Raw genomic sequence first — 12,139 nt, 5'->3', positions numbered from 1 at the left:
AAATAGTTACTTAATCTGAAACTGATTCACATGTTTTACCGAACTATGGTTCATTTTTAGATTCTCTGTATAGAATTTTTCAAAAGCAGCTTTATTTTCCCATGAAGTGATGACCAGATAATCTGGGTTATAATGATATCCAAATGGAGATGTACCTTCTACAAATTCTATTTCTATTTGGCCACCTGCCTTTTTACTTTTTTGTAACCACTCTTGCTTAAATTTTTTAAAGGATTGTTCATCTTTTTGCCAATATGCAGTGGTGATATTAAACCTTTCTGGATCGATTTTAAAAGAAAGATCTTCCTTTAATTCATAATACGTTAAACCAAAGGTTGACCAGATATTTCTTCTTTCTTGATGAAAGTCAGGCATTGTTTTTTCTATTTCTTGTAAAAATTTTTCTCGACCACTTAGCGTATCCCAATATCCAAAGACCATAACTTCGGGGTGGTAATTTCCTTGAGTCGGACTTCCTGATACTGCTCTTCCAGGTAATGGGTGATATCCCATTTTTTCGGCAACAGGAAATGCGGTTTTAAAATAGTTGTCTAATTTTTTTTTGGTGTCGGGTTTTGTATTTAGAAATATAATATCAAATACTTGTCCTTTTTTTTGGGCATATGATTTTATTTTTGATTGCGCCTGTAGATTTAAAAAATTAGTGATTAAAAATAAGGTTAATAGTGAGATTTTTAAAAGCTTCATATGTTTCTTTACTTTAATTAATGATTCTTAATTGATAAGACAAATGTAGAAGCTATATTCTGAGAACTAAAGTAAAATAAGGGCTTTGAAGTACATATACCGTATGCGTACTTATATAAAATACAAATATAACTGATAGTTATTCTTAAAAGAATAGATAATTAGAAAGTGATCATTTATTAGATATAGTTTTATCAATACTGTATAACGAAATCATCTGCTTTTTAAGCTTAGAGGAAGGAACATTTTTTAGCATAAAGTTTCTAATTCTACTGCCATATCTCATGTTACCAATTTTACCCATGTTCCAGGATTGGGATACTATCGAATTCACTTTTTTAGATCTTAATCTATAGAATTCTGAAAATGCCTGAATAATATCTTTTTGTGATGCAATTAGATTCGATAGATAATATGCATCTTCAATAGCTTGTGAACCTCCTTGTCCAAGATTAGGGGTCATGCCATGAGCAGCATCCCCAATTAAACATATATTATGATGATGCCAGGTTTTTAAAATTTTTAAATCATTAAGATCGGTTCTAATAATTTTATCAGTTGGTGTGTGTTTTATAAGTTGAATAACTTCTTCGTGAAAATCAGAAAATAAATCTATGAGTTTATCTTTTAAAAATACGGTATCATCTTTCAAATTAGGCTCACTTAACGCAACGGCAAACCAATATACTTGATTCTTTTGCAATCTTGAGATTCCAAACCTTAACTGATTTCCCCACATTTCTATTCCATTATGATCAAAAGTAGGATTCATTTCATATGCTGCAACTCCTCTCCAGCAAGTTTGCCCAGAGTACCGTAATCGACTTTTTGGAAAAAGTTGGTGCCTTATCTTAGAGTGAATTCCATCTGACCCAATAAGGTATGTTGTCGTAGTTTGTGTACCATCTTCAAATACAATCTCAATCTTTTGGTCACTTAAAGAAGTATAGCTTTTAAATGCTTTTCCCATAGTTATCTTTTCTTTGGGAATATTTTTAAGTAAAAGGTACTGTAGTTTCCCTCGATGAATTGCAATTGTAGAGAAGCCAAATTGCTCTTTTGCAAAATTTTGATCGGTGTCAGAAATAGGGTTTAGTTGTAAATCTGCTAATGTAATTCTATCTATAGAATTTCCATGGAGCTGAAGATCTTTTAAGATACTCGGATTGATCCATTCAATAACCTGAAGCGCATTTGGAGGCATCCAGATACCAGCACCAATTTCTTTTAGTTCTGGAGCTTTTTCATACACATGATATTCGATTCCTAGTTTTTCAAAAGCTAAAGCTGTGGTAAGCCCACCAATTCCTGCACCAATTATTGTAATCATACGTATTATTTATGGTAAGTCATCTGCAAATAAAATATTAATTTCAGAGAATCCTTTATCTCTATTTGGAATAAGATTTTGATATGCTTTACTATTCAATAAATTTATAACATTCTCTTTTGAAGGAAAGTCCATAACCAATAAAAAAACAAATTTTTGTTCTCCGTGATATACATCCTCTATTTTACTTCTTTTGATTACCGTCCCACCAATATCTAATAATAGAGGCATAACTTCTTTTACATACTTTTGTAAGGCCTCTATTTCGTCTAAATTTGGAGAAGAGGTTACAATTAAAGTTGTTTTTATAGGTGGATCTTGTTGAAGCATTTTTTGATGCAATGACTTTTGGTGAATACTATAAAATATATCTTTTGCATTTGAGCTATGTATTGTGGAAAAAACTATGATGATTAATAGTAATGCTTTTTTCATTTTTATAGAATATGCGTACTGTAAATGTAATACAAAAGCATACGAAGTCCTCTTAATCTAGATTAATAAATTGAATATAAATTAGGTGTAAAGATCGTATCAATCCACTTTCTGTCTTTCCATTAAAATTTTGATATATTTATACTCGTTTTGGTAAGTCTGCATTCACTCTTAACCAAGTCTAGGGTACATTCATATGTATATTCTTGTTCAGATTTATCTTTGCATTTATATCCTGTAACTCCTCCGGTATTAGTATCCAAACAAAACCAACCTCCCGTTTCCTCAAGACTTTCTAATTTTTTATTAAATCGTTTTTCAGTTACTTCAATATCGTTAATGAAATATTTTGTAGTTATTTCCTGATGTATAGCTTTTGTTGTGATATTGGTGTACGCAAACATCGTTGTGAACATCATGAATATATGTAGTATTATTCTAGCCAAGAGTTTAGTAGATTTGATTTATAACGTTTAATGTAAACTGCTTCTAATGAGTTTATATATTCTTAACTTTCTTTTTTAGGAGGCAATTCTATATCTCCATCGGGATGAATACGACAGATGACTTTACTCTTTTGATCAATTAGATTTAAAACAAACACTACCGGGCCATCTTTAGGTAATTTTTGAAACTCTATACTACCGGCAACAGACTGTAACCCTTTTAAAACCGCAGCAGAAGCATTTTGCAAACATTCTTCGATATATTCATCTTCATTACTTGCAAAATATTCACTTTGTTCATCAAGTGGAAAGAAAGAAGTTAAATCTATTCCACCGCATTCACTAAAACTTTCTCCTTCTGATCCACCACCATATCCCATAAATTCTAGATCTGGAGGAGAAGTGATTTCTCCCTGGGCAGAAAAAATAATTTTAGATACTGGTTTTAGGGGGTCATATCCTGTATATTCTGAATCTATAAAAAGAGTAAAAGACTCTAGTAAATCAGCATTAATTTGCTCTTGTATACTGTTGTTTTTTGTAGTACTCATAAGTCTGTTTTTTTATGATGTAATACAAAACTAATAACAATAGGAGAGGTGTAACTACCTGTTTTCAGTGAAAAATAATATGAAAATTAAAGAGCATTAGTATATGAAAAGGAGAGGTGTTAATACATAAAGCAACTAAATTATTATTTATAAACACATGGTAAGACTTTTATATTATGAGAATTAATAGTACAGAGTAAGGTATGGGTATACGAACTTTGTTAACTATAGGATAATTTTGAACATATTTCTTACATGTTTTCAAAGTAATCTGGATTTATCTAAAGTTATCTACTGACATGGGCTACCTTAGCAGTCAAAGTTTCTTTAGTTAAAGTTTTGATAATATATGTCCTTTACCAGATTTAAACTATTGGAAGTGTTTAAACTAGATTTTTCTTGAATTAATTTTAAAATAATTACTGCAACTTTTTATTTAAAGTATAGTATTATCTATGTAAACTTTTAAAATCAATATCACAATGAAAAAACTATTATTATTTTTAACAATTACCATTGCATTCTGTTATTCCTGTAATAATGATGATGATGAACCTAATGTTATCAAGCAAGAGTTCGTATTAGAAGAAGTAAATAATTCGGGAATCAAAGGTCTTGTTAGTATTGTAAAATCTGCTACTGATTACACATTTTTTACTATTATATTAGAGGGTACAAGCTCAGGGAATTTATATCCTACACATATTTATAATGATTCTTTGACTGATGATGGAAATATTGCTTTTTCACTTTCTGAAGCATATAGAAGAGAAGGAGATAAAGTTGCGATTTCTTCTACTCCATTTAGCCCGATTGATAAAGGTGATTCTTTTTTTGTAATGACATACGATGAACTAATCAATTTTGATGGCCACGTAAAAATCCTTAAAAGTGAAAGCGATCCAACAGTTGTAGCTCAAGGCAATATTGGAATTAATGCACAATAAGAAACTACTTTAATAGTACAAAAAATAAATAACGTTTGCTTTGTATCTTAATTTTGAATAATATGACCATTATATTCAAAATTAAGATACAATACTTTTTTTTGATATTCAGTGTTTTAGTAGAGGGATATGTGAGTTTTACAATTGACTTGTAATAAACCTCTAGTCTTTTTTACTTAAATTTTATATAAAATAGGATTAAACGCTTTGGAAGCAACAATAACCTTATCACCAATACTTAAATCCTTTATTTCATCTTCCTGGGCAATTACTTTTACAAAATTAGCATCTATTATGATGGTAACAATATAGATAACATCTTCCTTTTGTATTTGAACGATTTTACCAGAAAATTGAAATTTTCCACTTACTCGTTGATTTGTAAATATATCAATAGGATTACCTTGTTTGGTAATCATCCCGTTTTCTATAATCATCACACAATCAGACATTTTTACAACTTCACCTATATCATGACTAATGAGAAGGGTGGTTAACTTAAATTGTCTATGCACTTCGAGAATATAATCCTGTAATTTTGCTCGCATTTTTGGGTCCAACGCAGAGAGTGGCTCGTCTAATAATAAGATATCTGGTTTTCTAACCATTGCCCTGGCCAAAGCAACACGTTGTTTTTGTCCTCCAGAAAGGTGTTGAGGTTTTCTATTCTGTAAGTTCCCTAATTCTATAATAGCAATTAATTCATCTACAATTTTTTTATCTTGCCCTTTCTCTAATGCAAAAAAGAGATTTTCTTTTACTGTCATATTAGGGAATAAGGCATACTCCTGAAAAACAAGTCCCACTTTTCGTTGTTGTGGTTTTAGATATATTTTTTGTTCGGTATCTAACCATATTTTTTGTTTGACAGTAATTAACCCTTTGTCTGCTTTTAATAATCCAGAAATTATTCTGAAAATAGATGTTTTTCCTGCTCCCGATTCTCCATACAATGTCGTTAGTTTTCCTTCTTCCAAAGTAAAATCTACATCAAGAAGCATTTCTCCTTCTACGGCTGTTAATTTTTTTTGTACTGCAATATGTATCATTTCCAGAACCTTTTTAAATGACCTCCATTAACTAGATATACTAGTAGTAGTATACAAAAACTAATGAGAAACAAAATGAGAGAATACCAGTTTGCCGTAGAATAGTTAAGAGCTTCAACTTCATCATAGATTGCAATCGAAGCTACTTTGGTTTTACCCGGTATATTTCCTCCAATCATTAATACAACCCCAAATTCTCCAATAGTATGTGCAAAAGCAAGAACAACTCCCGTAAGTAATGAAGGTTTTATATTAGGAAGAAGAACTTTAAAAAGTGTTGTGATTTTTGATTTCCCCAAGACATAAGATGCTTCTGAGATGGTCGATGATAAATTCGAAAACCCAGCTTGTATAGGATGTACCATAAAAGGTAAACTATATAAAACAGAGGCTAGAACCAGACCTTGAAATGAAAAAATAAATTGTATTCCCAGAGATTCATTAAGCCAACTTCCAAAAGTACTTGAAGGACTAAAAACAACTAATAAATAAAATCCTAAAACTGTAGGAGGGAGCACCAAAGGCATACTTACTAAGGTCTCAGCTATTGGCTTGAACCATGATTTTGAATGTGCCAACCAATATGCAAGCGGAATTGAAACAATCAATAGTAAAAGTGTTGTAACAAGAGCTAATTTAAAAGTTAATACTAAAGGTTGCCAATCCATCATTCTGATAACATTATTTCATTTGTTTTAATCATAGCTGTGATTTTTTCATCTACCTGAAGGCGTAATTCCTGAACGGCATTTGTAGTGATGATAGATACTATATTTCCTACACCAATATCAATAGTAAGTTTACTCAATAATTCTCCGTTTTCTATGGTAAGAATTTTTCCGACTATTTTATTTTGCATACTTACGGCATGTTCTACACCCTTACCAATAATAACTTCTGTTTCTTTAAAAATAACCTTGACAATATTTCCTTTTGTTAAATAAGAAGCCGTATCGGGTGTTTCAACCACAATAGTTTTGAAAGAGATATTATCCACATCAATCTCTACTAATGAAAGATTTCCATTGGTTTTAACAGCGGTTATTTTTCCTTTAAGAATGTTCATTTATTAGTATTTACATCATATCCATAACCTTCCAGGATTCCCCTTGCATCAGAGGAGAATAAGAAGTTATAAAATTGCTTAGTATTTGCAGCAACACTATTTTTTTGTTTTATCATCACTACTCCTTGGGTTATTGGTGAATATACAGCTTTATCAATATCAACCCAATTTCCTTTATTTTTCATTTGAGAAGATAGTACTACCGACTTTGATGTAAAACCAATTTCAGCAGATTTTGAAACAATAAATTGATTGGTTTGTGATATACTTTCTCCAAAAACTAATTTATGCTTTAAATTATCATAAAGTTCATAATGCTCTAATATTTCTATTGTTGATGATCCATAAGGAGCTGTTTTAGGATTTGCCAATGCGATATGCTTGATTTGTTTGTTTTCTAGCATTTGCAATGAAGGAGTTATGTCATCGATCATGGTCCATAGGATTAATTTTCCATAAGCGTAAATCTCTGGATTTTTGGTTGTTAATCCATTCTCGAATAGCTCGTAAGGATATTTCATATTGGCAGAAATAAAAATATGATAAGGAGCTCCTTCTTTGATTTGAGCAGTTAATTTCCCAGAAGAACTGATAATCAATTCACAAACTATACCTGTTTTTTGAGTGAATTTTTTGGCAATATCCTCTATGGCATAACGCATATTGGAAGCTACTGCAATAGTAACTTTATTATTATCATCCTTTTGGTAACCACAAGCAGAGATTATAAATAAAGTACAACCTATCAATATAGAATTTAGTGTGCTAGTCCATTTCATCCTTATTTTCTTATTCGAGGAAAGTATCTTAATTAGATTACTTATTTTTTATTTCGCTATAAATTAACCCTTTCCAGAAAAGTTTTTCTTCGGGTTCTAAAGTATTTTTGAACTTAAAGTCAAAGACGGCTTTTATAATTCCTTGATTGAATACTATTCTATCTATAGTAATGGTTCCACTATCTAATGGAAAAATATGTTCTCCTAAATCTCTAATACTATTAAAATCAACCCAAACAGAACAATTGTCATTGTCGATATTTAAATTCAAACTGCTGTGTGTGGAGACATTATTGATGGATTGCCCTGTTATTGTATTCTTTTCTGTTTTTTTAAATTCAATGAAATTAGTTCCTGAATATTCATACATTCTGTTTTCTGATTTTAAAGAATATGGTACGTGAATGGTATCAATAATCTTATAAAATACTTGCAAAGAGTCTTTTAAGATTTTTCCGTTTTTATCTTTCATGTTGTCAACCTCAGGGGGACAATCCCAATCGCAGCTAATTTGTCCAAAGCTATTTTTATAGATACCTTCCTTATAACTCCAGTTTTTTCTAAATGAAAAATCTCCTTCTAAATTTTCGGTCCATTTAATTTTTATTCCTCTTGTCGTATCTTTTTTTTGCCCTGAAGTATGGCAAGATATAGCCATTAAGGATACTAAGATTATGAAGTTAAATTTCATTTTTTATGTTTTGATAGAAGGAAATATAGATGATTTATTCTATCAAAGATACAATACTCATTTAATAATAGTATGGGAATGAGTACAGGATAATTCTATGAATCGATAGGCTAGTATAAAGACGTATAATGGTATAGAATTATTTATTATGTACTTTCTCGAGCTAGAAATAATATCATAGTGATATTTCTATTATGATTTTATAGTAAAAGACACTAATGTATAGTCAATTATGAGCTTTATATCTGTGATAACATTATTTTATAGCACGATTTTCTATGTGTTTTGTACTAATGCTACAATTTTGCTAAAGTCATTATTTTTTAAATCATCTTTATCTATACAAAGATAGAGGTGAGCTCCATTTGCACTAAAACCATAACCTTCGTGCCCTTTCATCTCAAAAGAGATCAGGTTTATATACTGGTCACTTTTATCATCGTTACCAAAATGTTGTTCTGCCCATTCTTCTGAGATCGTATGTTGAACCGAAAATGGAACACCTAATAATAAATTGTGACTAAAAAGCGTATGCAAATCATTTTTTGGAGTAGGAGGTTTTAATCCTACCTGAGCCGCCATTTTTGTATGCATCTGAATTTTAATTGCGTCATCCATCATATTATTGGCAACTTGATCAATGCCATCGGCGTCATCTTCAGAAATAAGATCATCTTCTAATAAATCATAATTAAAAGGATATCTTGGAAGTTGGAAACTACTTTTAAAGTGAATTGTTCTAGGTGCTAATCGTTGATCAGGAGGAATGACTTCGGGAATATCTGCAAATATGAGATTTTCTGAGTCAGGAAAGTAGTATGTCTTAAAAGCATCTTCAACATCATACTCCCACATGATGTCATCTGTAACAGAAGCAAAACATAACAAAATTCCTTTATCCGGAAATTTATTCTCGATGTCAAAAGGTTTTATTTCCTCAAAATTGAGTTGAAAAAAGAAAGCCATTGGAGCCTTTTGCCCTAATGTTTGTATTGGCCACACAAAATTAGAAGGAACAGCAGGTTGACCACCAAATCTAGAATTTTTTAAATGATGCTCAGATTCTTGTTCATCAACTGAAAAAATAATATTAGGAATAATAGATTGAATTACACCATCTTCTTTATCCCATTCATATTCTTTTATTTCATCAATAATTAATTGCTTTAAATCGCTCATATCTTTATTTAGATCTTCTTATGTCAAAGATAAATACGATCTATGTTCTTTATCTGCCTGTTTTCAGTGAAATTATAATTGGATGGTTTATTTGGATTGCTATTATTTAAAAAAATCCTTTTACACCATGATTTTTAATCAGCTAAAGTTTCACAATAGAAACCATTGGTTTTTACTAAGTCTATTATGTCATTTTCATGTAAATTTTCGGTGGTTTCAATTCTTAAAACATTGTCAACGTCTTCTGTGTCAATAGACCAATTGATTATTGTTGATAAGCTATTTAATAAAGGTTTTATAGATTTAATTTTTTTCTTTGTTTCAATATCAGTTTTAAATATTAACAATTTCATGTATGTGGTTTATCTATTAGTGTAATGTACTTAGTTTTGTATTGATTATTCTTCGCTATCACTACTGGTGTCGTTGCTCATACGTTCTACATATTCTTTATATGCACGATCTCCTTCTTCTTTCCAAAAGTCATCATAGTATTTCCATTTAGAAAACTCGCTTTTAGGTTCTTTTTTACAAGATGATTTCGAATGTTTAGAAGATTTATGACTTTTACCACCACCTCCAGAACTTCCAAGGATAATTTTAAAAAGTATATATAAACCAACGGCTTGCCAGTAGGTGAGTAGCGGTAATCCAAAAATTACTGGCATTAACCAGTTCCAGAGCCACATGATGACAAAACCAAACAATATGGCTAGTCCCACTACTGCAAGTACTCCTAAAATTACCCACCCTATAATTTCTCCCAGGGATTTACTTCTCATTTTATGTTTAAAGAAATTTGTCATTTTTTTTGTTTTAGATTATGTTTTTTTTAGTTCAATTTTTTTATATAATAATGAAATAGCTCTATGCCGTCTGGACATCAAAGTGCCTTCTGGAATTCCTGTTTCCTGGCTAATCTCACGATATGTGTACCCTTCAAAATCTATCGCTATGATGATGTCTCGATATACAGGTTTTAGATTCCAGATGGTTTTTTTTAATTCACTTTTCATTTGTTCAGAGTACAAGTTATCTTGTGTGTCGTATACAATTTCTGCAAATTCGGCTAATCTGATTTCATTTTCATCTTTGTAGGCAGTTGACTTTTTATTAGACCTCATTACATCGATAATTTTGTTTTTAATAGAATGATATACAAAGCCAGCCACATTATTAATAGGAGAATACCTATCTGCTCCAGAAAACAATTTTAATGCTACATCCTGAAGAATATCCTCAGCATCACGATTTACACCAGCTTTTATCTTAGAATTGATATAAGCTTTAAGTGAAAGATATTCGTTGCTAAAAAACTCAGAGAGTTTTTTGTTATTTTCGGATTCCGAAGTCATTTAAAAACTATTTCGATAGGTCTTCATTACTAAAGACGAAACTTTTTAAAACCATTGCATTATTTTTAAAAGTAATTTTTAATACGCAATGTTTTTTACTTCTTAAAGAATAAAAAAAGTAGCGCAGGAGCTAAGTTGAAAGAAAATTGTACTTGTCAATTTTTTTTAAGAATGCAAAATATTAACAAGATGAAGTGCACTATGTTAGACTATAGTAGTGTAGTCAAATATTTGTTTTTACTTTGTTAGCCAACATTTCTGTATATTCGAACCCGTTGACATCTTTAATGCCATATAATGGATAATTCAAAGAAGCAGAGGCATGATCTCCATAAAAGAAGTTAAATAAAATACTGTAGTCATCCTGTTCTTTGTTTTTTTGATAGAAAACTTTTATAAAATCATATTTTTTATCCTTATGTATCTGGATAACACTTGTCGTTTGTTGTTTTACAAAGATTTCTTGATTCACATAATCTTCAAGTGTTCGTATTTTTGAATGGTTTAACCAATATATTGTACGATACACATATTCTAGGGTTCTTTGTTTTATACTAGCGGCATTATAGTTTTCACTTGTCCAGAAATACGGTGTACAAAAATTTCTGGTTACTAATGCATTTAATTTAAATTTACTATCAAAATCTGTCGTATACTGATTTGTCCACCCGCCCTTGAGATCATCGGCTAGATTTAAAACAATGTTAATGACTTCGGAATTTTGATTTTCATATTTGGTATTTAAATTTTTGGTAACTTCTTCAATTAACTCTTCAGCATTGATATTTTTTAATTCCCTTATTTTCTGAAGTACATGTTCTTTGGCCATAGGATTAAATCCGCCAATTGGTAAATCCAAATCTCCCTTTGTTCCCCCTTGAAGTTTAGAAATATAAGTTTTAAATCGCTCAGGGGATATGGGTTTATTATATAAATCTTCTATAAAAGAAAGTACAGGTATATTTTTAAATTTCATTTTGATTGATTTTAAAGCTTCAGATGCTTAATAATATCCTGAATGAATTTTGATGTGCCTTTTTCAATTTGTTTTGTTAACGTATCCAGATCATCAAAATTAGGATTTTCGACTACAATATGTTCTACTATAGAAACCTCTTTTTCTGTAGTAGTAGGGATGTAATATTTATCCCAATCACTGTTTTTAAATAGTGTCCAATATTTGGTTTGAATCTTTTTGTTATATCCTGCTAGCCAAATTTCGAACCTGATTTTCTCATGATTAAAAATCATAGCAATTTTTAACTTTTCTTTTTTTAAGCGTTCTGGAGTGAAAGAAAAATAGGTAATATCCATATAACCATGATGAATATTTCCGGATACAAAATAATCAGGGTACTTATTTTTAAAATAAGTTTTTAAACTCATCATATATTCAATCAAACCTTTATACGCCTTTTTGATATCCCCTTTTTCTAGTTGTTTTTTATATTCGGTAACATAATTGTTAAATGAGTTCATATATTGTGTTTTTTTGATTTGCGATATGAATTTTTATCTAAATAATAATTTAAACCTCTCATTTCCATCATCCTTCGAGAATTAAATAGCTTTAACTCCTGGCTTTTTATTGATTTTTTTAAAA

Annotated in this window: 17 protein-coding genes; 1 reads left to right on the top strand and 16 read right to left on the bottom strand. The window is 30.3% G+C overall.

Annotated elements, in window-relative coordinates:
- Positions 1-6 precede the first annotated feature (6 nt).
- The 5 genes from DK442_RS16395 to DK442_RS16375 all read right to left on the bottom strand — a co-directional run bounded on the left by DK442_RS16395 (position 7) and on the right by DK442_RS16375 (position 3,470).
- Positions 7-708, bottom strand: a complete 702-nt coding sequence (locus tag DK442_RS16395) for a hypothetical protein (protein ID WP_109436973.1) — start codon at positions 706-708, stop codon at positions 7-9.
- Between the two features lie 172 nt (positions 709-880).
- Complete coding sequence (locus tag DK442_RS16390; RefSeq protein ID WP_109436972.1) at positions 881-2,038, bottom strand: FAD-dependent monooxygenase; 1,158 nt, start codon at positions 2,036-2,038, stop codon at positions 881-883.
- 9 nt (positions 2,039-2,047) lie between these two features.
- The gene (locus tag DK442_RS16385; RefSeq protein WP_109436971.1) at positions 2,048-2,473 is read right to left on the bottom strand and encodes a DUF1330 domain-containing protein; all 426 of its coding nucleotides are present in this window, start codon (positions 2,471-2,473) and stop codon (positions 2,048-2,050) included.
- 122 nt (positions 2,474-2,595) lie between these two features.
- Positions 2,596-2,919, bottom strand: a complete 324-nt coding sequence (locus DK442_RS16380) for a hypothetical protein (RefSeq protein ID WP_143915267.1) — start codon at positions 2,917-2,919, stop codon at positions 2,596-2,598.
- A gap of 62 nt (positions 2,920-2,981) precedes the next feature.
- Positions 2,982-3,470 carry a hypothetical protein gene (locus DK442_RS16375; RefSeq protein ID WP_109436969.1) on the bottom strand — a complete coding sequence of 163 codons (489 nt, stop codon included), beginning with the start codon at positions 3,468-3,470 and terminating at the stop codon, positions 2,982-2,984.
- A gap of 482 nt (positions 3,471-3,952) precedes the next feature.
- Between DK442_RS16375 and DK442_RS16370 the strand changes: the two genes are divergently transcribed.
- Positions 3,953-4,417, top strand: coding sequence for a hypothetical protein (locus DK442_RS16370; RefSeq protein WP_109436968.1), 465 nt, complete (start codon positions 3,953-3,955; stop codon positions 4,415-4,417).
- 176 nt (positions 4,418-4,593) lie between these two features.
- Here the strand turns inward: DK442_RS16370 and DK442_RS16365 are convergent, their stop codons facing one another.
- From DK442_RS16365 to DK442_RS16315, 11 genes are all read right to left on the bottom strand, one after another.
- Positions 4,594-5,466, bottom strand: coding sequence for an ATP-binding cassette domain-containing protein (locus DK442_RS16365; protein WP_109436967.1), 873 nt, complete (start codon positions 5,464-5,466; stop codon positions 4,594-4,596).
- Positions 5,463-6,134 carry a molybdate ABC transporter permease subunit gene (gene modB, locus DK442_RS16360; RefSeq protein ID WP_109437018.1) on the bottom strand — a complete coding sequence of 224 codons (672 nt, stop codon included), beginning with the start codon at positions 6,132-6,134 and terminating at the stop codon, positions 5,463-5,465. Before modB ends, DK442_RS16365 begins: the two co-directional genes overlap by 4 nt.
- A complete protein-coding gene (locus DK442_RS16355; RefSeq protein ID WP_109436966.1) occupies positions 6,134-6,532 on the bottom strand; it encodes a molybdopterin-binding protein in 399 nt (132 codons plus the stop codon). Before DK442_RS16355 ends, modB begins: the two co-directional genes overlap by 1 nt.
- On the bottom strand, positions 6,529-7,311 hold the full coding sequence (modA, locus tag DK442_RS16350) for a molybdate ABC transporter substrate-binding protein (protein ID WP_109436965.1): 783 nt from the start codon (positions 7,309-7,311) through the stop codon (positions 6,529-6,531). Before modA ends, DK442_RS16355 begins: the two co-directional genes overlap by 4 nt.
- Before the next feature lie 37 nt (positions 7,312-7,348).
- Positions 7,349-8,002, bottom strand: coding sequence for a hypothetical protein (locus DK442_RS16345; RefSeq protein WP_160114219.1), 654 nt, complete (start codon positions 8,000-8,002; stop codon positions 7,349-7,351).
- Positions 8,003-8,278: 276 nt separating this feature from the next.
- Positions 8,279-9,181, bottom strand: coding sequence for a DUF1963 domain-containing protein (locus DK442_RS16340; protein WP_109436963.1), 903 nt, complete (start codon positions 9,179-9,181; stop codon positions 8,279-8,281).
- Positions 9,182-9,315: 134 nt separating this feature from the next.
- Positions 9,316-9,534: a hypothetical protein gene (locus tag DK442_RS16335; RefSeq protein ID WP_109436962.1), complete on the bottom strand. Its 219-nt coding sequence runs from the start codon at positions 9,532-9,534 to the stop codon at positions 9,316-9,318.
- 45 nt (positions 9,535-9,579) lie between these two features.
- A complete protein-coding gene (locus tag DK442_RS16330; RefSeq protein ID WP_109436961.1) occupies positions 9,580-9,987 on the bottom strand; it encodes a hypothetical protein in 408 nt (135 codons plus the stop codon).
- A 15-nt stretch (positions 9,988-10,002) separates the two neighbouring features.
- The gene (locus DK442_RS16325; RefSeq protein WP_109436960.1) at positions 10,003-10,536 is read right to left on the bottom strand and encodes an RNA polymerase sigma factor; all 534 of its coding nucleotides are present in this window, start codon (positions 10,534-10,536) and stop codon (positions 10,003-10,005) included.
- Positions 10,537-10,759: 223 nt separating this feature from the next.
- Positions 10,760-11,512 (bottom strand): hypothetical protein, encoded by a 753-nt coding sequence (locus DK442_RS16320; RefSeq protein ID WP_109436959.1) that lies wholly within the window; start codon positions 11,510-11,512, stop codon positions 10,760-10,762.
- 11 nt (positions 11,513-11,523) lie between these two features.
- A complete protein-coding gene (locus DK442_RS16315) occupies positions 11,524-12,015 on the bottom strand; it encodes a hypothetical protein (protein WP_109436958.1) in 492 nt (163 codons plus the stop codon).
- Between the last annotated feature and the right edge of the window lie 124 nt (positions 12,016-12,139).

The sequence above is a fragment of the Aquimarina sp. AU119 genome (genome assembly GCF_900312735.1).
Lineage (GTDB): Bacteria > Bacteroidota > Bacteroidia > Flavobacteriales > Flavobacteriaceae > Aquimarina > Aquimarina algiphila.
The sequence above is the reverse complement of the archived record's forward strand: the minus strand, read 5'-3'. Positions and strand labels throughout refer to the sequence as shown.